This is a genomic window from Erythrobacter sp. THAF29 (assembly GCF_009363635.1).
Classification (GTDB): domain Bacteria; phylum Pseudomonadota; class Alphaproteobacteria; order Sphingomonadales; family Sphingomonadaceae; genus Erythrobacter.
The window spans coordinates 554599-574439 of sequence record NZ_CP045392.1 but is presented as its reverse complement, the minus strand read 5'-3'; the positions used below and the strand labels follow the sequence as shown (position 1 = coordinate 574439).

The following is a 19841-nucleotide window of genomic DNA, read 5'->3' as shown; positions in this document are numbered from 1 at the left end:
AAATTTATTCCGGCCTGACTTTCCAGACTTTCAGATCCGTATCGGAACCCAGCGCCACGGGCCGGAGCCATTCGGGCTGATCCTCATCGAGCAGGACTGCGGCGAAGCCTTCCGGGGCGGCGCGGGCGTAGTTGCGCAGTTCGCTCAAGGACGGGCAGGCGATGACATAGGCGGTGCCGCGGCTTGCCAAGATCTTGCGCGCATCATCGGGTGAACCCAGCGCGGTTTCTATCAGGACTTTCATCGAAGCATCGCCGCGATGGTGCCCTGTGGCGAGGACGCTGTGGTCGGTGGTGAGCAACAGGTCGGGCGCGATATCGAGCGGGGCGTAAAATTCGCCTGCCGGCAACACCTGCAATCGAGCGGCGGCGTCGCCCACCTTGCAAGAGGACGCCTTGACCGGAGCCGGACCGTTCGGCGCGATACTCGCACCAACGAATGCGCGCGCGGGGATCGCGCTTGCAAGCAGCATGGCGGGCAGCGCGGGGAGCAGTGCACAGGCCAGCGCTGCAGTCGCGGCGACCCTGGGCGCAGGGCGTTTCATGTTGCGGATCGAGCGCAGCCAGCTCCTGACCTGCCAGGCAAGCGGTGGCGCGGCGAGGACGCAGGCTACAGCTCCGGCCCGCGCAACGAGGAGCGAGACGATAAATGCAGCAAGCAGGATAAGCGTGTAGTCGAACCAGAAGCGCCGCAACCATTCACGCGAACGGCTCGCAAGATTGAATGCCGCGATCAGACCGATGACCGGCGTCACCGCATACTGCAGGATCGTGAGCACGTCCTGCCGCCAGATCGGCATGCCTTCGACGACATTCACGTGCCAGTATCGCGCAACCAGTGGATCAAGCTCTGCAAAACCGCCAGTGGCGCATTGCGGCGCGGTTGCGAGCAAGATCGCGAGCGCGCCTCCTCCGGCGAAAACGAAACCGCCAAGGAGCAAGCCGCGCGGCATCGGCTCGAAGCGCGACAGCAATGTCAGGATGGCGGCTCCGAATGCGAACATGGCGAGGTGGACCGGGCTCACCGCATCGCAATAGGTCGCAAGATCGCCCGCACCGCGTGTCAGCAGGAAAAGGGCGGCTCCGATGATCGCAAACGCCTGGATCGCGTGTACCAGCAGTCCGCGCTGGCTGCGGTCAACCAGCCAGCGCCACGCAAGGACTGCGAAGATTGCGGCCGAAAGCGGAAGCCCTTCGATCGAGATGGAGAGCCACGTCGCAAGCGACGCGCCCACCACCCAGCCCGACACTCGCTCGGATCGCGCCATGAGGCCGTTCACTGCGGCAAGCGCGCAGACGATCTGCCACCCATGGTGGTCGATCCGCATAGGTGAAAGCTGGAACAGAACGGGCACCGAGAGCGCAAGGATCAGCGAGGTGAGCGTCGCCTCTTCCTCTCCCATGAGCCGCCATGCGATCCGCGAAGCGAGCAGCATGGCGATGCCGAGCGTGATGAGCGGAACCGCGACGAGCGCAACGGTTTCCGCCGAAGCTTGCCCGAGGATCGGCGTCAGCACAAGAATGACAAGCGCGAGCGGAATATCGACCAGACGCGACCAATGCATCGCAACCCCGCCATTCGCAGTATCGATCCGGTACTGGGTGAGGTCGAACCAGCTTTGGCCTGCAAGAAGATCGCGCACCTGGACGAGGCGCAGGATATCGTCGGGATCGGGGAAGCGGCCTGCGGAAATCGCGCTCCAGTGGATGACCAGCAGCAGCGCGCTGACGATCGCCCACGCGACGCCTACGCGGAGGATAAACTCGGCCGGAAAAGCGGAACGGCGGCGTTCGACCAGCATCGCCTCACACCTCCTTCGCCGCCGGGACACTGGCCCGGAACACGATCTTTGCGCGGATCAGCCATGTCGCCGTGAAACTGACCGCGATGGCGAACAGCTTGGCAAGCCGTGGATCGATGCCGGACAAGTCGGCAATTCCGACGATTGCGGTGGTGAGGCCTAGGCCCACCAGTGCGGAAATCACGAACAGCGCCTTTTGCCGCGTGCGCGCCATGCCGCCAGTCGCAACGCTGTCCTGAAACACGGCGCGGCTCGACATCAGCCAATGGGCGAGGATGCCAAGCGAATAGCCGACCGCAGATGCGGGAGCCGCCGCGACCCCGACAGCCAGCAGCGCAAGGAAAGTGCCGACATCGACCGCAAGGGCGCCGACACTCGCCAGCACGTAGCGCACGAACCGGATATCGCGCAGCCTGGCAATCAAGGCGCTGGTCCTCCGGGTCATGACGTCACTCTGTCCCTTCGTCTCTATTCTCAGGCCGACTTGCGAACCGGCGCGTCTTCGTCGCGAGGCGCGATCCGCTCGGGCACGCCGCGCAGCGAAGTAAGCGCGGCGACCTGGTCTTCGGAAAGCGGCTTGGTTTCGGTTTCGCGAGCGGGCAGCGCAGTTTCAGCGCCCTCGTCACCCGCCTCGTGATATTCGGCGTCCTCGTTGACGCACCACGTGTCGTAGATGCGCCTGCCGGCGAGGATGTTCTCGACCGTCAGCATCGCGGTCATCATCGCGTGGTCCTGGTTGTTGTAGCGGTGCATCCCGTTGCGGCCGACGAGGTGGAGGCTCGGATATTTCTCCTCGAGCTCGGCCCGCATGGCTTCGACATTCGCTTCGTATTCGTCGTCATAGACCGGATAGGCCTTTTCCTGCCGTACAACCGTCCCGCCGATGGCCTTTGCCGGATCGCACAGCCCGAGGATTTCCATCTCGCGCGTGGCCTGCGCGACGAGCTCCTCGTCCGAAGACGACCACAACCCGTCCCCCTCGAAGCAGAAATATTCGAGACCCACGCAGGCCATCTCCTCGTCGGGGATCATCTCCGGCGACCAGCTGCGGAAATTCTGTACGCGGCCGACCTGGACGCGGTCATCGTGGATGTAGATCCAGTTGTCGGGGAAAAGGTCTTCGCTCTTCACCATCAAGGCGACGGTAAGAAAGTCCCGGTATTTAAGCTCGTTTGCCTGGAGGCTCGATTGCGGCAGCGGGTGGATGCGCTTTGACAGCTCGCGCATCGGCGCCGAGCTGATCGCATGACGCGCGCGAACCTGCACCTTGCCGTTTGGACCATTGGCCGTCATCGTCCAGCCATCGCCGTCGCTCGCAAGCCGATCGAGCGCGTGGCCCATCAGCACCTGCCCCTTGCCGGTCGCAATGATCTTGTCGCGCGCGGCTTCCCACATCATGCCGGGGCCAAGGCGTGGATAGCGAAAGGATTCGAGCAGCGTCTTCACCGCCTGCCCGTCATTGGGTTTCTTGTTGAGGCCGAGCGAGCGTTTCAATCCGTCGGTCACTGCGTTCCAGAGCGAAAGGCCCTTGATCCGCTGCGCCGCCCAGTCCGCACTCATCTCGTCGCAGGGCATGCCCCACACCTTCTCGGTGTAGGTCTTGAAGAAGATCGAATAGAGCTTCTTGCCGAACTGGTTTGTGGTCCAGTCCTCGAAGCTCTTCACGTCCTTGATCGGAAACAGCTTGTAACGCAGGTAGCTGAGCATGCACGCAGTCGAGCGCAGCAGGCCCAGATTGCCGAGCGCCTCGAATGCGCGCAGCGGGTACGAGTAGAATTTGCCCTCGTAATAGATGCGGCTCATCCGCGGGCGCTGGATGAAATCGTCCGGCAGGATCTCGTTCCACAGATCGACGACCTGCTGAGACTTCGAAAAGAAGCGGTGGCCGCCGATATCGAACCGGTAGCCGTCATGCTCGACCGTGCGGCTGATCCCGCCGACATAGGTTTCGTCCTTTTCGATGATGCAGACCGACTTGCCCTGCTTGGTCAGCAGGTATCCTGCGGTAAGACCTGCTGGCCCCGCACCAATAATGGCTACGTCTACGTCGATTATTCCCGGCTGCTTGTCGCCTGCCACGTTCATTCACTGCCCCCGTCAGGTAGGCCCGGGCGCGCGCCCGGACATTCGCTTGACGGTCAGGAGTGAAGGAAATTGGTTAGCGGCAGGTAAACGCCCCGCTCCATTCGCCCAAAAACCGGGCCGTTTGGCGGCGAAACGGCCTGTCCGGCGCTTGCGCCTTCAGCTCGCCAGCAGCGATGGAGCCTGAAGCCGGGCGGCGAAGCGGGCGAAATCGCCGAGCGTGAAAGTGTCGTCGAACACCACCCCATACTGCCGGTCGCGCCTCCAGCGCACTTTGGCGCGAACGTCCTTGAAAGCGCCGGCCCCGCTTAGGCGAAGGGTCTGGTCGATCGCGAACAGCGCATCGCATTCGAACCTTGCGCCCTGCTGAGACAGGTTTTCGACAACGCCCTCGCAACTGTCTGTGAGGGAGGTGATCGTGATCGGGAAATGGAGACCGAGGCGAAGGCCGCGCTTGGGGTATTCGCTCACTTCATTGATGATCTGCGCAACGTCGACAGGGTTCGCAAATTCGAGGCCCGCCTCGTTTTCGCGCACCCATATGCGTTTGACGCTATACACTCGCCCGCCGGGCATGTGCAGCTCGAACGTGTCGTCTGGCGGCAGTGCGTGGAACAGCCGGACACTGACACCCGTTTCGGAGATATCGCGGATCACGCAGACGAACTCGCCCTGCGCCGCGACCAGCCTCGCCGCGCGGATCAGGAGCGTAAATCGCGGCGCGCCGCGCATTTCCTGCGCGCCGACCGATTCAGAATCTTCGGGGCTGGTTGTGGCAATATTTTCCATGATTTCTCGCCCGACCCTTCCCCTTCTCGCCAAGCCCGGTCGCGAGGGGATTGTTGTGATCCTTCAATTCGGATCTTCCCCTAAGATTGGCCGGGTAAATTTTGCGATAATAGGGGGCGAGGGTTTGCGCGTGGTGCGGGTGGTGGGACTCGAACCCACACGATCTATAGGATCAGGGGATTTTAAGTCCCCGGCGTCTACCATTCCGCCACACCCGCACTCTGCCAAAGCCCGATAGCCACCGGCTTCGCGCGCCGCAACTTGCCAGATCAGACGATTGTCCCCATCTGCGTGTTTCCACCGGCGCAGCAGGGGCGGTCATGGCAGGCGAAGTTCACGACGCGGGCGATATCATCGCGACCATCCAGCCGGCGATAACACTGCTGGGCCTCGGCATCGGTGCAGCGCTGGTGTCTCGCTCGCTCAGGCTGAATCCTATCGTCGGTTACATCGGGCTTGGCCTTGGTATCGGCGCGCTTGGATATTCCGACAGTTTCAGCGGCCCCATAGTGGCGGCGATGGCCGAGGCAGGGATCATGTTCCTGCTGTTCAATCTGGGCCTCCATTTCTCGCTTGGGAGAATTCGCGCGGAGGCCGGCAACATCTTCGGCTTCGGCAGTCTGCAGATGCTGGTCGCAGGAGGGGGCTTTGCAGCGCTGTTCTGGCTGATAGGGCTCGATCCCACTTTCGCGCTTCTCGGCGGCTTTGCGATGGGTCTTTCCTCGACCGCCGTGGTTATCGGCCTCGTGCGGGAGCGCGACCAGGAAGACTGCCCGGTCGGCCGCGCCTCGCAATCCATCCTGATTTTCCAGGATATCGCGGCGATAGTCCTTCTCGTCTCGGCAACCGCGCTGGGCGGCGAAGGCGAAATTGTGCCCGCACTGATCGACGCGGGATGGAAAGCAGTCGCCGCCTTTATCGTCGCGGTGTTGTTCGCCCGCTTCCTTACCGAGCGGATGTTCCGCCTCATCGCGCGCGCGGGCAGCAGCGAAGTCTACACTGCTACCGCCCTCTTTATCGCCCTCGCCGCCGGATGGGCGACCGGCATTGTCGGCCTGTCGCTCACGCTCGGTGCGTTTCTTGGCGGCATGGCCGTTGCGGATTCGCGCTATCGCATGATGGTCCAGACCGAGATCGATGCGTTCCGCGGACTGTTCCTGAGCTTCTTCTTCATATCGGTCGGGCTCGGCATTGACCCTTCGATCCTCGCCGACAACTGGATGACCGCGATCCTCGCCGCCATCGGCCTGATCGCGCTCAAATGCCTTTTCAACGTGCTTGCCGCACTCGCCAATCGCTGGTCGGTGCCCGGCTCGATCCAGCTCGGTTTCCTGCTCGGACAGGGGAGCGAGTTTGCACTCGTCCTTTTCGCGATCCCCGCCGTAGCCGGGTTGGTCGATAGCGAGGCGCTGGCGATCCTCGTCTCGGCGATCGCGATCAGCATGGCGGTGACGCCGCTGGTGTCGAATATGGGGCGCAAGCTCGCTGGCAAGCTGCGCACCGGCCCTGCCGACGAGAAGATGGACGGCGACAATGCCCCGGTAATGATCATCGGCCTTGGACCTACGGGCCGCGCGGTCGCCGACGCACTGGATTACAACGAAATCGAATACCTGGCGGTCGAGCCCAATCACGAAGGCTTCGAGAACGCGCAAGCTGATGGCTATCATGTGCACCATGCGCATGCGGGCGATCCGCGCAGCTGGGACGCGCTCGGGATGGAACGCCGCGATGTGCTCGTGATCGCAACCGGCAACGTCCAGCTGACCCGCGACCTTCACCCACTGGTCGAGGAGCGGCTACCGGCGGTGACCCGGATCGTCGCGCTGCCGACGGGAGAGGCCAAGGACGAGTTCGAAGAGCTCGGCCTCACTCCTGTTGTGGTCGACTCAGAAGGTGGCCGCGAGCGTGTGGTCGCGGCCGTATTCAGGGCGCTGGATATCGAGCGCAAGAAACCTGTCCCCAGCCGCGCGCACGATGAAGCGGCGGTGGAGCTCGCCTGATTGGCCTTAGCTAAGAGGGTTTGCCTAGCGCTCGTTCAGGCGCTGGCGAATTTCCTTGCCCGCCTTGAAATAGGGTACGCGCTTCGCCGGCACTTCGACCGGTTCGCCGGTGCGAGGATTGCGACCGGTGCGCGCTTCGCGTTCGCGCGTCGAAAATGCACCGAAGCCGCGCAACTCGACCCGGCCGCCTTCTGCGAGGCGCTGGCCGATCTCATCGAAGAAAATATCGACGACCTGCTCGATCTCCTCCGCGCGCAGCTCGGGATTATCCTTATGAAGTTGCTGAAGTAGTTCTGACCTGATCACTATGACCTCCAAGTCATGAAGACCAGCCGCGCTTTGCGTCGTACTGGCCTCGCCCCTGCCAAGCCTCGACCCGAAAGGCTCCTCGAAATTCAAAAATGCCAGAGGCTTGCCGCGGTATCAAGGCAGCGGGGAAATAAAGTCTGGTTTGTTACACACAGGGACAGTCGGCACAGTGTCAGGTGCACTCGGCGAGTTCCCTGATGTCGATGCCGAGGCGTTTCATCCGCGCGCGGATTTCGGGCCATTCTTCGCGCAGAAATTGTTCCTTTTCGCGCTTGCGCAGCTGCTCGGCCGCGCCTTTCACGACATACATACCCACGCCCCGCTGGACCTCGACGAGACCGTCATTCTGGAACTGCTGGTAAGCCTTGGCGACCGTGAGCGGATTGGCGCCCTGCTCCGCTGCGAGCGCGCGCACCGATGGCAGCATCTGCCCTTCGGGATACTCGCCTTGGATGATCGCCGCGGCGATCTGGTCACGCAGCTTGAGATAGACAGGTCGGTTTTGGCTCATGGCATCCTCGCTAAGTGCATCAGTGCCATAATACAGCGAAGCGCGCAAGGTCCCCGGATTCTCGCAAATCCACTCGGTTTCACCTGAAACAAATGCTTCACAGCGCGTAAACAATCGCTAGTGTGCGCGCTTTCACCGGCTCAGGGGAGGGGCCGGTCATGCAGTTATTCCGGAGGGCCGCGCGCCAATGAGCGAATTTATTTTTACCTTCGATTCCGCGTTCGAGATGTGGGCGTTCTGGATCGCCGTCGTGGCGCTTGTAGGCTTTCTCCTGGGCGGGTTGTTCCTGATCACGCGCCCGCAAGAGGAAGTAATCGGCCATCCCAAGGGGCTGTTCCTGCTGTTCATGGCGGAAATGTGGGAGCGTTTTTCCTACTATGGGATGCGCGCGCTGCTGATCTTCTACCTGATACAGCACTGGATGTTCGCAGAGGAAAAGGCCTACGTAATTTACGGGGCCTACACGGCGCTTGTCTACATTGCGCCGGTCGTGGGTGGATATCTTGCCGACCAGTTTATCGGCCAGCGAAAGGCTGTTTTGTTCGGCGCCGTGCTGCTGACGTTCGGCCACTTCTTCATGGCTTTCGAAGGCGGCGGCGGACAGGACGATCCGATGATCAACGTGTTCTGGCTGGCGCTAGCTCTGATCATTGTCGGATCGGGCTTTCTCAAGGCGAACATCTCCGTGATCGTCGGCCAGCTTTATGACCGAACCGATGTACGGCGCGATCCTGCCTACACGATCTTCTATATGGGCATTAACGTGGGTGCAGCGACTGCATCGATCATCTGCGGCTTCCTCGGCCAGACCTATGGCTGGGAATACGGCTTCGGCCTCGCGGGTGTCGGTATGCTGATCGGCTTGATTTTCTTCATAATCGGCAAGCCGCTGCTGCTGGGCAAAGGCGAGCCTAAAGACCCGTCGAAAATTGCAGGCGGCAAGGAATGGGCGATCTACGGCGCTGGCCTTGCCATGGTGGCGCTGTGCTGGGCGGCCATCCAGTATCAGGAACTCGTCGGAACGGTGCTTGGAGTGTTCGGAGGCGGCCTCGTACTCTACGTCCTGTGGACCGCCGTGGCGAAGCTTCCTTCGGACGAACGTGACCGTATCTTTGCCGCGATGTTCCTGATCCTGGTTTCCATTGTCTTCTGGGCGCTGTTCGAGCAGGCCGGATCTTCGCTCAATGTCTTCACAGAGCGCCATGTCGATACTCAGGGTGTCAACGCGTCGATGTTCCAGTCAATCAACGCGATCTACATCGTGATGCTGGCACCGCTCTTCGCGATGATCTGGCAGGGGTTGGCGGCGAGGAATGCTGAACCATCGACCCCGATGAAATTCGGCCTCGCAGTTATCCAGGTGGGGCTCGGCTTTCTGGTGCTGGTATGGGGCGCGGAGAGCGTGGGCATCAACGTTCCGACCCCGGTGATCTTCATCTTCCTGATTTATTTGTTGCACACCACCGGTGAGCTTTGCCTCAGTCCCGTCGGTCTCAGTGCGATGAACCGCCTCAGCCCCGGGCACATGGCTTCGCTGATAATGGGCACCTGGTTCTTTGCGTCCGCGACCGGTAACTTTGCGGCGGGCCTGATTGCCGCCGCCACTGGCGCAGAAGGTGTCGGCGAAGAGGCGGGCAAACAGGTTGTGCTCGATGTCTACACCACCGTTGGCTGGTACGCCATCGGCATCGGCGTCGTGGTCATGGCCGTCAGCCCCCTGATCAAGCGCCTGATGCACCTCGACACGCTCAAGGACGACAGTGTCGATGATGATTTGCTGGGCGGCAGCGAAGTCGGCGAGCCGCAGGCTGCCGGTGTTCACCCGGCCACCCGCCAAGGAAACTGACGCCTCCCAACACAGGGGAATGAATGTGCGAATGAATGTCGTGATCGCAGCCGCCAGCGCTTTTGCGCTGGGGGCCTGCGCAACCACCGGCGCTGCCGGTTCGGCGGGTAAGGACAATGGCGATACCTCGCGTTTCGCTGCCAAGACCGAGGCCGAGAATCCCTTCCCTTCGACCTATCGCCCCTATCCGGGCGTACCGACCGCGCTGGTGGGAGCCACCGTGTTCGACGGTGCGGGTAATCGCTTCGACAACGGTGTGGTGCTGTTCCGCGACGGTGCAATCGTGGCTGCTGGCGGCAGCGACATTTCCACTGACGGCTACACCGTGATCGACGGCACCGGCAAATTCGTCACCCCCGGCATCATCGACATCCACTCGCACCTTGGCGACTATCCCACACCCTCAGTCGATGCGCACAGTGACGGGAACGAGGCGACCGCACCGACCACGCCCGATGTCTGGGCAGAGCATTCGGTCTGGCCGCAGGACCCCGGCTTCAGCCGTGCAATGGCCAATGGCGGCGTGACCGCGCTCCAGATCCTGCCCGGTTCGGCCAACCTCATGGGCGGTCGCTCGGTTACGCTCAAGAACGTGCCCGCGCGCACGGTCCAGGGGATGAAGTTCCCGGGCGCGCCATATGGCTTCAAGATGGCTTGCGGCGAGAACCCGAAGCGCGTCTATGGCGGGCGCGGGCGCAAGCCTTCTACCCGCATGGGCAACTTCGCGGTCAACCGCCAGACCTGGTACGAGGCGATCGAATATGCCAACGATGACGATGCGAAGCGCGATCTCGCCAAGGAAACGCTGAAGGGCGTGCTCGAAGGCGAAATCCTCGTCCACAACCATTGCTACCGCGCCGACGAGATGGCTCTCGTCATGGATATGGCGAAAGAGGTCGGGTACAAGGTTACCGCGTTCCACCACGCGGTCGAGGCCTACAAGATCGGCGACCTGCTGCGCGAAAACGGCGTGTGCAGCGCGATCTGGGCCGACTGGTACGGCTTCAAGATGGAAGCCTATGACGGGATCATGGAAAATGCCGCGCTGCTGCAGAACCAGGGAGCATGCGTTGTCATCCACTCCGACAGCGCCAACGATATCCAGCGTCTGAATCAGGAAGCCGCCAAGGCGCAGGCCGCTGGCCAGCGGATGGGGATCGACATTTCCGATGCCACCACAGTCCAGTGGATCACCCTCAATGCAGCCAGGGCGATGGGGATCGACGGCATGACCGGCAGTCTCGAAGCCGGCAAGATGGCCGACGTGGTGCTGTGGAACGGCAATCCGCTCTCGGTCTATTCGCGGCCCGAAAAGGTCTGGATCGATGGCGCGCTGCTCTACGATGCGATGGACCCGAAGCGGCGTCCGGTGAGCGATTTCGAACTCGGCCAGCCCGGTGAAGGAGATGTGAAATGAAGCGGCTCCTTACGGCGGCGGCCGGTGCAATGGCATTGGCCTCGGCTCCCGCTTTCGCGCAGGACGTGGCGATCACCAACGCCACCGTCGCCACCGGCGATGGCAGCGAGCCGATCGAGAATGGCGTTGTCATCGTCGAGAACGGGCGGATTGTGTATGCCGGCCCCGCCGATGATCGCCGGTATCAGACCGACCAGGTGATCGACGCCGAAGGCGCATGGGTCACGCCTGGCCTGTTCGCCACGGTGACGACGCTCGGCATCTGGGATGTGAGCGCGGTCAGCGAATCGAACGATATCCGCGCGGGCGGCTCGCCCTTCAGCGCGGCCCTCGATGTCGCTCCTGTGGTAAACCCCAATTCGCAGCACATCCTCATCCACCGCGCCGCCGGGATCACCCGCGCGGCGACGACGACCATGCCATCCGGCTCCATCTTCGCAGGGCAGGGCGCGATCATCGATCTCGACAGCGATGGCAATCCGATCGTCAAGGCGCGCGCCTTCCAGATGGTCGACCTTGGCGAGGGTGGCGGGCGTATTGCAGGCGGAAGCCGCGCTGCGGCGCATGTGCTGTTTCGCAACGCGCTGCGAGAAGCAGGCAGCTATGGCGAAGCCGCAAGGATACCCGGCGGCAGCAAAAGCCCTCGCGACACAACCACTGGCGACGACATTACGGTCGATCCGCGAATGGTAGGCCGCGACACCGATCGCTCTTCCGACACGCTGCTGACCCGTTTCGATGCCGCTGCGCTGGTGCCGGTCGTCCGCGGCGAACAGAAGCTCTATGTCGCAGTGGAACGCGCCGCCGATATCCGCGCCGCACTCGCCCTTAAGGACGAGTTCCCACGTCTCGATATCGTCCTCGTCGGTGCAAGCGAAGGCTGGCTGGTCGCAAACGAGATCGCCGCTGCAGGCGTGCCTGTGATCGCCGATCCGCTCGATGCCCTGCCCTACGGCTTTGACGAGCTCGCTTCGACTCAGAGCAATATCGGTCGCATGAAGGAGGCAGGCGTCAAGGTCGCGCTCAATGTCGCCGGCATGGAGAATCCGCGCCGCATCGCGCAGCAGGCGGGCAACCTCGTCGGCCTTGCCAAGATGCCGGGCGCGACGGGCCTGACATGGGGTGAGGCCTTTGCCTCGATCAGCTCGATCCCCGCCGAGATCAGCGGCATGGGCGGCAAAGCGGGCGTACTTGCGCGCGGCGCGCTGGGCGATGTCGTGATATGGACCGGTGATCCGCTGGAGGTCAGCTCGGTCCCCACACGCGTGTTCATCGGCGGGGTCGAGCAGCCGCTCGGCAACCACCAGACGCGCCTGCGCGAACGCTATCGCGATCTCGACGAAAGCGACTTGCCCAAGGCCTACGACTGGTAATTGCGCAGGCTTTCGGTGTAGCCTTCCCGTCGGGACGACGGGAGGGACCGTTGAACGAGGCGCTGCTCAACCTGATCGCGGCCAACGCCGCCTTCGTCGGCACGCATTTCGCGATGTCGCATCCTTTGCGGGCGCCGCTCGTCAAGGCGCTTGGCGAACTCGGGTTCCAGATTGCCTACACGCTCGTCAGCATAGCGATTCTCGCGTGGGTCTACTTCGCGTTCAAGGCCATGCCGCCCGCCGACCTGCCCAGAAGCGGCGATATCGGCTGGGCCATCGCGACGCTGCTGACGATCCCGGCGATGGTGCTGTTCGCTGGCTCGCTTGCCGGAAACCCGGCCCTTCCCACGCCGCAGGCCGAAGCGCAGGCCCGCGCCGAGCCAGAGCGCGTGTTCAAGGTCACCCGCCATCCAATGATGTGGGGCTTTGCGCTCTGGGCGCTCTCGCACATCGTAATCCACTACAGCCTGCGCACAACCATCACGGCCTTTGCGATGGGCGTGCTCGCGCTGGTCGGGGCACGGCTGCAGGACCGCAAGAAGGAAGCCTTGATGGGCGATGCCTGGGCCGAATGGGAAAGCAAGACGAGCTTCTGGCCGCGCTGGGGCGCACTGCCTGGTGCCGGGGCATTTCCCTGGGCGACGGGCCTGATCTTTTTCGTCTTTTTCAGCTGGCTGCACTTGCCGATCGGCAATGTCGCGGCGGGCATCTGGCGCTGGTTCTAGTCCCGCAACGAAAGGATCCAGTCGCGCCGCGCCTCCTGCGAGCGCCGCTCGAAACTGAGCGCATGCCCTGATCCCTGGAAGGTCTGAAACTCGCCCTGAGGAGCAAGCTCCGCCAGCCGCTTGCCATGATCGTGCGGCACCAGGTCGTCGGCATCGCCGTGCTGGATCAGAACCGGTGCATCGATCCGGCCGATCTTCTCCGCGTTGCGATACTGGTCCTCGACCAGCAGATGCGACGGCATCCACCAGATATTCGCCTGCGCTGCATCGGGGAGCGAAGTGAAAGGTGCGACAAGCACCAGCGCGGCCGGATCGTGGCGCAGAGCCATCTCGGTCGCGACCCCGCCACCGATTGAATTGGCGACAATGATGATTTCGTCGAAATCGAATCCTTGCGCGCGCAGCCACTCCATTGCCGCCTCGCCATCGCGGTAGAATCCCTCTTCCGAAGGCTCGCCCGGATTGCCGCCGTAGCCGCGATATTCGACCAGCAACGCGCCGATACCCGCTTCGACCAACGCGGCGTTCGAAACACCTGCGCCCGAAAGGTTTCCACCATTTCCGTGAAAGTAGACGAGCGTCGGCAGACCCGGATCGGCCTGATGGTAAAAAGCGCGAAGGTTCAAGCCGTCATCGGTTTCGAGCGTGACTTCCTCGTAACCCGGCATAAGGGGTGCGGCGGTCTGCGGAGCCGGATAGAAAAAGCTCGACTGGAAGGCCCACAGGATCGCGGCGACGCAGAGATAGGCGGTCGCGACGAATACGAGAAGGCGGCCAAGCACAGCCACGGTTTCCCACTACTCGCCTTTGAAATCGGGTGTGCGCTTCTCGATCAGCGCGGCGACGCCCTCGGCATGATCCTCGGTCATGTGCATCATCGCCTGCGTATTCGCCGCCATCTCAAGCGCGGTGTCGTAACCGACCTGCTGCCCTTGCCTGAGCAGCATCTTCGACTGCCGCAGCGAATGCGGCGGCTGGGCAGCGATGCGGTCGGCGAGCGCTCGGGCCTCGTCCATGAGATCGCTGTGCGGCACGACGCGGCTGACAAGACCCCATTCGCGCGCGGTCTCTGCGTCGATCACATCGCCGGTGTAGAACAGCTCTGCCGCGCGGCTCATGCCGATGACGCGCGGGAGGATCCACGTGCCGCCATCGCCCGGAATGATCCCGAGCTTCAGGAAGGTGACGCCGAACTTCGCTTTCTCGCTCGCAATGCGAATGTCCGCGAGACAGGCGACGTCGCAGCCTAGCCCGATCGCCGGACCGTTGACCGCGGCAATGACGGGTACGCGCAGGCCGTGAAGCGCGCGCAGCATCATGTGGATGTTGTCGCGATAACCGTCCGATATAGCGGGCGGTGTGCCTCCGAATGTCCCGGACTTGTCGCGCATCGCCTTGATATCGCCGCCAGCGCTGAAGGCTCGACCCGCACCGGTGAGAATGACGCAGCGGGTTTCCATATCGCGATTGATCGCCGTGCAGGCGGCGGCGAACTCGTCCCCGTCACCGGGCGCACCGAGCGGGTTCATCGTCTCCGCCCGGTCGATAGTGAGCGTGGTGACGGGGCCGTCTTTTTGGACCTTCAGCAGCCCCATGACGATTTAGGCCCGCGCGCCTTCCGCGTTTGCCTCTTCGACGCCAGCCGAATTGTGCTTCAGAGCTTTCAGCACTGTGTCGACGATGTGCGGGGCGTTGAGGCGGGCTTCTTCGTACTGCTTGTCGGGCGAGTCCTGGTCCTGGAAGACGTCGGGCAGGCGCATCGTGCGGACCTTCAATCCATTGTCGGTCAGGCCTTCGTCCGAGGCGAAGGTGAGGACATGCGCGCCAAGGCCGCCTATGGCGCCTTCCTCGACCGTAACGACGACTTCATGCGTGCGCATCAGACGTTCGATAAGGTCTGTGTCCAAAGGCTTGGCAAAGCGCAGGTCGACGACCGTGGTTGAGAGCCCCTTGGCTTCGAGCGTGTCGGCGGCTTTCTTCGCCTCTTCGAGACGCGCGCCGAGCGAGAGGATCGCGACCTTCGAGCCTTCGCGCACGATCCGGCCCTTGCCGATCTCGAGCTTCTGCGGCGTTTCGGGCAGCGGAACGCCGATGCCGCTCCCGCGCGGATAGCGGAACGCGATCGGGCCATCGTCATATTCGGCGGCGGTGTAAGTCATGTGGACCAGCTCCGCCTCGTCGGCGGCGGCCATCACCACCATGTTCGGCAGGGTTGCGAGATAGGTGATGTCGAATGAGCCTGCATGCGTGCAGCCATCGGCACCCACCAGTCCGGCGCGATCGATTGCGAAGCGAACGGGGAGGTTCTGGATCGCGACGTCATGGACCACCTGGTCGTAGGCGCGCTGGAGGAAGGTCGAATAGATCGCGGCGAACGGGCGCATGCCTTGCGCGGCAAGACCGGCAGCGAAGGTCACACCGTGCTGTTCGGCAATTCCTACGTCGAAGCTGCGGTCGGGATGGCGCTGCGCGAAGCGATCGACACCGGTGCCCGAAGGCATGGCGGCAGTGATTGCGCAGATGCGGTCGTCCTTGTCGGCGAGGTTGGCGAGCGTATCGCCGAAGACGTTCTGGTAGGCTGGCGGTCCGCCGGATCCTTTCTGCTTTTCGCCGGTGACGACGTTAAACTTGGGCACGCCGTGGTATTTGTCGGCACTTTCCTCGGCGTATTTGTAGCCCTTGCCCTTGGTCGTGACGACGTGGATCAGCACCGGACCTTCGGAGGTGTCGCGGACATTTTCGAGCACGGGGATGAGGTGGTCGAGATTGTGCCCGTCGATCGGGCCGACATAATAGAAGCCGAGCTCTTCGAAGAGCGTTCCGCCGGTCACCATGCCGCGAGTGTATTCCTCGGCCTTGCCGACCATTTCGTGCATTCGGCGGCTCATCTTCTTGACCGCCTTGGACGCGAGGCTGCGCAGGCCGAGATACTCGCTCGAAGAAACCATCCGCGCGAGATATGCGGAAAGACCGCCGACCGGAGGAGCGATCGACATGTCGTTGTCGTTGAGGATCACGACCAGGCGGTTACCCGCCTGCGCCGCGTTGTTCATCGCCTCGTAGGCCATGCCCGCGCTCATCGCGCCGTCGCCGATCACGGCGATGCCGCGGCCGGGCTTATCATTCAATTTGTTGGCGATCGCAAAGCCCAGCGCCGCCGAAATCGAAGTCGAGCTATGCGCCGCGCCGAACGGATCGTATTCGCTTTCTGCACGCTTGGTGAATCCCGACAGTCCCCCGCCCTGGCGCAAGGTCCGGATACGGTCGCGCCTGCCGGTGATGATCTTGTGCGGGTAGCATTGATGGCCCACATCCCAGACGAGCTTGTCGTCGGGCGTGTTGAAGACATAGTGGATCGCCACAGTCAGTTCGACCACGCCCAGCCCCGAGCCGAGGTGCCCTCCAGAGGTGCTCACCGCATCGATCATCTCCGCACGCAATTCGTCTGCGAGCTGGCGGAGCTGTTCGGGTTTGAGTTTTCGGAGCTCGTCCGGGGTCGGGACGGTATCAAGCAGCGGCGTATCGGGCTTAGAAGTCATGGTGAGTCGCCTTACACGCAGAAATCGAAACTGTCGATGAACGGCTCATCGTTCATAAAGAACGCTTCATCGGCATTGTGTCCAATTACAAGGACTTACGAGGCGTCAATTTTGCCTTACACTCGCGTGGTCCCTCGAATGTTCAGGCGCATGCGCGGCACAGACCGCGAATCTCCAGAACCGGGCGCTCCGGCGTAAAACCGCGCACCTTGGCAAGCGCCCGCACGGTCCGGCTCACGTCTTCGTCATCGACATGGGTGGCCTCGCCGCATTCATCGCATACGAGGAAGATGCAATCGTGCTGGCATCCCGGATGCGTGTTGGCGAGATAGGCGTTCGAACTCTCGACCCGCAACGCAAGGTTGTTCGCCACGAACAGATCGAGGATGCGGTATATGCTGTTGGGTGCGACCCGTTTGCCCCGCGCCTTCGAAAGATTATCGGCGATGTCATAGGCCGATACCGGGCGATCATGGCGGGCAAGCTCGGTGAAGACGCTTTCTCGCATACCGGTCCACTGCTCGCCGGAATCGGTCAAGGCCCCGCGCGCTGCCTCGACCAGAGTCTCGCCCGAATGTTCGTGATGCGCATGATCGTGTGCCATACAAGGAGATATAGGCGTGGAATGCCAGAGCGCCAAGCGCGTGTCGTTCAGCGCCCGTCGCGCAGGAACTTGGCACGGTAGTCAGAGGGGAACATCGCCCTCAGCGCCTTCACCTTGGGCGCATCCCACCGCACGATGTAACCGTGGCGCGGATTCTTCGCCATGAAGTCCTGATGATAGCCTTCTGCTGTGTAGAACTTGCGGTGTTTCTCGACTTTCGTGACGATCGGCCGCTTCCACACGCCCGATCGGCCCATTTGCCTGAGATACGCCTTGGCGACCGCTTCCTGCTCGGCATTCAGCGGCACGAGAGCGGAACGGTAATGCGTGCCGACATCGGGGCCCTGGCGGTTTTTCAGCGTGGGATCGGCCACCACCGAAAAAAAGATGCGCAGCAGCTCGTCATAGCGCACGACATAGGGATCGTAGGTAATCTTGACCGCTTCGGCGTGGTTGGTGCCGCCCGCGATGATCGTGTTGTATCTGGCTGTGCCCGCAGAGCCGCCGTGAAAGCCGGAAACCGCGGACTTCACGCCTTTGACATGGCTGAAGACGCCTTCGACGCCCCAGAAGCAGCCGCCTGCAAAGATCGCGGTTTTCAGGCCGGCACCTTCATTGGCAATACGCTTGGGTACGGGAGCGTTGACCGGTTCCTCAAGTGCGAGCGCCGGTTCGGCGCAAGCCGAAAGGCCAAGCGATGTCGCGGCCAGTGCGAGTGCCAGGGCGCGCTTCATTCGGCGAGCATCCAGAAATCGTCCGAAGGCTGCGGCGCGTGAAGCTGCTCTGCGGCCTGCGCTGGAGGAGAAATCTCGTCGGCCCACTGGTCGGCCGTGGCGGCGGCCACGATCAATGCGCCGCCGACGAAACCGATGGCGAAATTGCGATAGAGGTCAGGGGTGAAGAGGGCCATGTGAATTCTCGATTTCTCGTTATCTGCGTCTCGTTTCTCGCGCCTGCAGGGGCTCCGCTTGCATCAAAATGAACGAGGCGCCCGTGAGACAATTCGTTACAATTGCGCGTTTGGTTACAGCTACGCAGGCAAGGCTTACGGAGTGCTGAAAGCCCCGTTGAAAAGAGCCTCGCGCACGATGAGCCGAGCCTAACGGGCCGAAGGCCCGCAAGGGCGACAGCCCGCCCGGAGCGACGCGACCTTCAGGTCGCATGAGCGAGGAAATCGCACCGCGGACGCGGTGCGCTACAAACTAATGCCTGAAGTGCCTCATTCCGGTAAAGACCATCGCGAGACCCGCCTCGTCAGCGGCTGCAATCACTTCCTCGTCACGGATCGAACCGCCCGGCTGAATGACCGCCGTCGCGCCTGCTTCGGATGCCGAGATCAGCCCGTCGGCGAAGGGGAAGAACGCGTCGGAGGCAACCGCGCTTCCGACCGTCCTCGGCTCAGCCCATTCGTATGTCTCGGCGGCTTCCTTTGCCTTGATCGCGGCGATACGCGCGGAATCGCGGCGGTTCATCTGGCCGGCGCCGATCCCCGCGGTTACACCGTCCTTGGCATAGACGATCGCGTTCGACTTGACGTGCCGCGCGACGGTCCATGCGAACAGGCAGTCCTTTAGCTCCTGCTTGGTCGGCTCGCGCTTGGTTACGACCTTGAGATCGTCGAGCGCGACCGCGCCGTTGTCGCGGCCCTGGATCAGCATGCCGCCCGCGATGGTCTTCATCGCGAAGCCGCCGCGCCGTGGATCAGGGAGAGTGCCGCATTCGAGCACACGCAGGTTTTTCTTCCTCGCGAAGACTTCGCGGGCTTCGGCGCTGACCTTGGGTGCGATAATGACTTCTGTGAAAATCGACGCAATCGCTTCGGCGGTAGCACTGTCCAATTCGGCGTTGACCGCGACGATCCCGCCAAAGGCCGACACGCTGTCGCATTGCAGCGCGTCGTTCCACGCATCGAGCAGCGTGCCCGATTGCGCGACGCCGCATGGGTTCGCGTGCTTGACGATCACCACCGCCGGGTCCTGCCCTGCAAATTCTGCCGCGAGTTCGAGTGCCGCGTCCGCGTCGTTCAGGTTGTTGTAGGAGAGCGCCTTGCCCTGCAACTGCTCGGCCTGCGGCACGCCATTCGCGCCGGTTACCTGCGGGACGTAGATCGCGGCCGATTGGTGCGGGTTCTCGCCATAGCGGAGCTCGTCGCGCTTCTTGAAGGCGAGCGGCATCGTGTCTGTGAAAGGCGTTGCCCGGAGCGCTTCGGTCCCGAGCGGGTGGGTGAAGGCATCGCCGAATGCAAACCAATTGGCGATCGCGCTGTCATAGGCAGCCGTGCGGGCATAGGCCTTGCCCGCCATGCGGATGCGGAAGGCGTCCGAGGTCGCGCCGTCATGGGCTTCAAGTTCCTCGAGCAGCGTCGCGTAATCGGCGGGGTCGGTGACGATGGTGACGAAGCCGTGGTTCTTCGCCGCCGAGCGCACCATCGAAGGGCCACCAATATCGATGTTCTCGATGATCTCCTCGCGGCTCGCGCCCTTCGCGACGGTCGCTTCGAAAGGATAGAGATTGACCACGACAAGGTCGATCGCGCCGATCGCGTGTTCGGTCATCGCAGCAACGTGTTCGTCATTGTCACGCAAGGCGAGCAGACCGCCATGAACCTTCGGATGCAGCGTCTTCACGCGCCCATCCATCATCTCGGGAAAGCCGGTGAGGTCGGACACATCGCGAACTTCCAGACCCGCTTCGCGCAGCGTCCGCGCGGTCCCGCCGGTGCTCACCAGTTCGACCCCGCGCGCGGCCAACGCCTTGCCGAGATCTGCCAAACCATCCTTGTCGGACACCGAGAGCAGTGCCCGTTTGATTCTTGTATTCGCCATGTGTCGACCTTCGGGCT

General features: G+C 62.7%; 18 protein-coding genes and 1 tRNA gene. 5 read left to right on the top strand and 14 right to left on the bottom strand.

Annotation, left to right across the window (positions count from 1 at the left end; translation table 11 throughout):
* Positions 1-4 precede the first annotated feature (4 nt).
* The 5 genes from FIU90_RS02930 to FIU90_RS02910 all read right to left on the bottom strand — a co-directional run bounded on the left by FIU90_RS02930 (position 5) and on the right by FIU90_RS02910 (position 4890).
* Positions 5-1801 (bottom strand): hypothetical protein, encoded by a 1797-nt coding sequence (locus FIU90_RS02930; protein ID WP_152433419.1) that lies wholly within the window; start codon positions 1799-1801, stop codon positions 5-7.
* A gap of 4 nt (positions 1802-1805) precedes the next feature.
* Positions 1806-2246, bottom strand: coding sequence for a GtrA family protein (locus FIU90_RS02925; RefSeq protein WP_152433418.1), 441 nt, complete (start codon positions 2244-2246; stop codon positions 1806-1808).
* 29 nt (positions 2247-2275) lie between these two features.
* Positions 2276-3886 carry an NAD(P)/FAD-dependent oxidoreductase gene (locus FIU90_RS02920; protein WP_152433417.1) on the bottom strand — a complete coding sequence of 537 codons (1611 nt, stop codon included), beginning with the start codon at positions 3884-3886 and terminating at the stop codon, positions 2276-2278.
* A 156-nt stretch (positions 3887-4042) separates the two neighbouring features.
* On the bottom strand, positions 4043-4672 hold the full coding sequence (locus FIU90_RS02915; protein ID WP_152433416.1) for a PilZ domain-containing protein: 630 nt from the start codon (positions 4670-4672) through the stop codon (positions 4043-4045).
* Between the two features lie 131 nt (positions 4673-4803).
* Positions 4804-4890 (bottom strand) — tRNA-Leu (locus FIU90_RS02910).
* 102 nt (positions 4891-4992) lie between these two features.
* On the opposite strand from FIU90_RS02910, the gene FIU90_RS02905 reads away from it, so the two are divergent.
* Complete coding sequence (locus FIU90_RS02905; RefSeq protein ID WP_152433415.1) at positions 4993-6675, top strand: cation:proton antiporter; 1683 nt, start codon at positions 4993-4995, stop codon at positions 6673-6675.
* A gap of 24 nt (positions 6676-6699) precedes the next feature.
* On the opposite strand, the gene FIU90_RS02900 is transcribed toward FIU90_RS02905, so the two are convergent.
* Positions 6700-6981 (bottom strand): integration host factor subunit beta, encoded by a 282-nt coding sequence (locus FIU90_RS02900; protein WP_152433414.1) that lies wholly within the window; start codon positions 6979-6981, stop codon positions 6700-6702.
* A 175-nt stretch (positions 6982-7156) separates the two neighbouring features.
* Positions 7157-7495: a GntR family transcriptional regulator gene (locus tag FIU90_RS02895; RefSeq protein ID WP_152433413.1), complete on the bottom strand. Its 339-nt coding sequence runs from the start codon at positions 7493-7495 to the stop codon at positions 7157-7159.
* 187 nt (positions 7496-7682) lie between these two features.
* Here FIU90_RS02895 and FIU90_RS02890 point away from each other — a divergent pair, with 187 nt between their 5' ends.
* The 4 genes from FIU90_RS02890 to FIU90_RS02875 are packed head-to-tail and all read left to right on the top strand — an operon-like array spanning position 7683 to position 12856.
* Entirely contained in the window at positions 7683-9341 is a 1659-nt protein-coding gene (locus FIU90_RS02890; RefSeq protein ID WP_234029604.1) for a peptide MFS transporter, read from the top strand.
* Between the two features lie 31 nt (positions 9342-9372).
* The gene (locus FIU90_RS02885) at positions 9373-10758 is read left to right on the top strand and encodes an amidohydrolase (RefSeq protein WP_152433412.1); all 1386 of its coding nucleotides are present in this window, start codon (positions 9373-9375) and stop codon (positions 10756-10758) included.
* Complete coding sequence (locus tag FIU90_RS02880; RefSeq protein ID WP_152433411.1) at positions 10755-12131, top strand: amidohydrolase family protein; 1377 nt, start codon at positions 10755-10757, stop codon at positions 12129-12131. The genes FIU90_RS02885 and FIU90_RS02880 overlap by 4 nt, the downstream gene beginning before the upstream one ends.
* Positions 12132-12181: 50 nt before the next feature.
* Positions 12182-12856, top strand: a complete 675-nt coding sequence (locus FIU90_RS02875; RefSeq protein ID WP_152433410.1) for an NnrU family protein — start codon at positions 12182-12184, stop codon at positions 12854-12856.
* On the opposite strand, the gene FIU90_RS02870 is transcribed toward FIU90_RS02875, so the two are convergent.
* The 7 genes from FIU90_RS02870 to purH all read right to left on the bottom strand — a co-directional run bounded on the left by FIU90_RS02870 (position 12853) and on the right by purH (position 19824).
* A complete protein-coding gene (locus tag FIU90_RS02870; RefSeq protein ID WP_152433409.1) occupies positions 12853-13644 on the bottom strand; it encodes an alpha/beta hydrolase in 792 nt (263 codons plus the stop codon). The two genes, FIU90_RS02875 and FIU90_RS02870, sit on opposite strands and share 4 nt — an antisense overlap.
* Positions 13645-13653: 9 nt before the next feature.
* Positions 13654-14451, bottom strand: a complete 798-nt coding sequence (locus FIU90_RS02865) for a crotonase/enoyl-CoA hydratase family protein (RefSeq protein WP_152433408.1) — start codon at positions 14449-14451, stop codon at positions 13654-13656.
* A 6-nt stretch (positions 14452-14457) separates the two neighbouring features.
* Positions 14458-16395 (bottom strand): 1-deoxy-D-xylulose-5-phosphate synthase, encoded by a 1938-nt coding sequence (dxs, locus tag FIU90_RS02860; RefSeq protein WP_152433407.1) that lies wholly within the window; start codon positions 16393-16395, stop codon positions 14458-14460.
* 142 nt (positions 16396-16537) lie between these two features.
* The gene (locus FIU90_RS02855; RefSeq protein ID WP_152433406.1) at positions 16538-16999 is read right to left on the bottom strand and encodes a Fur family transcriptional regulator; all 462 of its coding nucleotides are present in this window, start codon (positions 16997-16999) and stop codon (positions 16538-16540) included.
* Between the two features lie 47 nt (positions 17000-17046).
* Entirely contained in the window at positions 17047-17733 is a 687-nt protein-coding gene (gene msrA / locus FIU90_RS02850; RefSeq protein ID WP_152433405.1) for a peptide-methionine (S)-S-oxide reductase MsrA, read from the bottom strand.
* On the bottom strand, positions 17730-17909 hold the full coding sequence (locus FIU90_RS02845) for a hypothetical protein (protein WP_152433404.1): 180 nt from the start codon (positions 17907-17909) through the stop codon (positions 17730-17732). The genes msrA and FIU90_RS02845 overlap by 4 nt, the downstream gene beginning before the upstream one ends.
* A gap of 292 nt (positions 17910-18201) precedes the next feature.
* The gene (purH, locus tag FIU90_RS02840; RefSeq protein ID WP_152433403.1) at positions 18202-19824 is read right to left on the bottom strand and encodes a bifunctional phosphoribosylaminoimidazolecarboxamide formyltransferase/IMP cyclohydrolase; all 1623 of its coding nucleotides are present in this window, start codon (positions 19822-19824) and stop codon (positions 18202-18204) included.
* Positions 19825-19841 lie beyond the last annotated feature (17 nt).

What these genes read in the sequence shown, in the direction of transcription:
- FIU90_RS02845 (WP_152433404.1), bottom strand. Translation starts at nt 17,909, where the DNA reads ATGGCCCTCTTCACCCCTGACCTCTATCGCAATTTCGCCATCGGTTTC.
- FIU90_RS02880 (WP_152433411.1), top strand. Translation starts at nt 10,755, where the DNA reads ATGAAGCGGCTCCTTACGGCGGCGGCCGGTGCAATGGCATTGGCCTCG.
- FIU90_RS02925 (WP_152433418.1), bottom strand. Translation starts at nt 2,246, where the DNA reads ATGACCCGGAGGACCAGCGCCTTGATTGCCAGGCTGCGCGATATCCGG.
- FIU90_RS02885 (WP_152433412.1), top strand. Translation starts at nt 9,373, where the DNA reads ATGAATGTCGTGATCGCAGCCGCCAGCGCTTTTGCGCTGGGGGCCTGC.
- FIU90_RS02915 (WP_152433416.1), bottom strand. Translation starts at nt 4,672, where the DNA reads ATGGAAAATATTGCCACAACCAGCCCCGAAGATTCTGAATCGGTCGGC.
- FIU90_RS02865 (WP_152433408.1), bottom strand. Translation starts at nt 14,451, where the DNA reads ATGGGGCTGCTGAAGGTCCAAAAAGACGGCCCCGTCACCACGCTCACT.
- FIU90_RS02905 (WP_152433415.1), top strand. Translation starts at nt 4,993, where the DNA reads ATGGCAGGCGAAGTTCACGACGCGGGCGATATCATCGCGACCATCCAG.
- FIU90_RS02890 (WP_234029604.1), top strand. Translation starts at nt 7,683, where the DNA reads ATGAGCGAATTTATTTTTACCTTCGATTCCGCGTTCGAGATGTGGGCG.
- FIU90_RS02920 (WP_152433417.1), bottom strand. Translation starts at nt 3,886, where the DNA reads ATGAACGTGGCAGGCGACAAGCAGCCGGGAATAATCGACGTAGACGTA.
- msrA (WP_152433405.1), bottom strand. Translation starts at nt 17,733, where the DNA reads ATGAAGCGCGCCCTGGCACTCGCACTGGCCGCGACATCGCTTGGCCTT.
- dxs (WP_152433407.1), bottom strand. Translation starts at nt 16,395, where the DNA reads ATGACTTCTAAGCCCGATACGCCGCTGCTTGATACCGTCCCGACCCCG.
- purH (WP_152433403.1), bottom strand. Translation starts at nt 19,824, where the DNA reads ATGGCGAATACAAGAATCAAACGGGCACTGCTCTCGGTGTCCGACAAG.
- FIU90_RS02855 (WP_152433406.1), bottom strand. Translation starts at nt 16,999, where the DNA reads ATGGCACACGATCATGCGCATCACGAACATTCGGGCGAGACTCTGGTC.
- FIU90_RS02895 (WP_152433413.1), bottom strand. Translation starts at nt 7,495, where the DNA reads ATGAGCCAAAACCGACCTGTCTATCTCAAGCTGCGTGACCAGATCGCC.
- FIU90_RS02930 (WP_152433419.1), bottom strand. Translation starts at nt 1,801, where the DNA reads ATGCTGGTCGAACGCCGCCGTTCCGCTTTTCCGGCCGAGTTTATCCTC.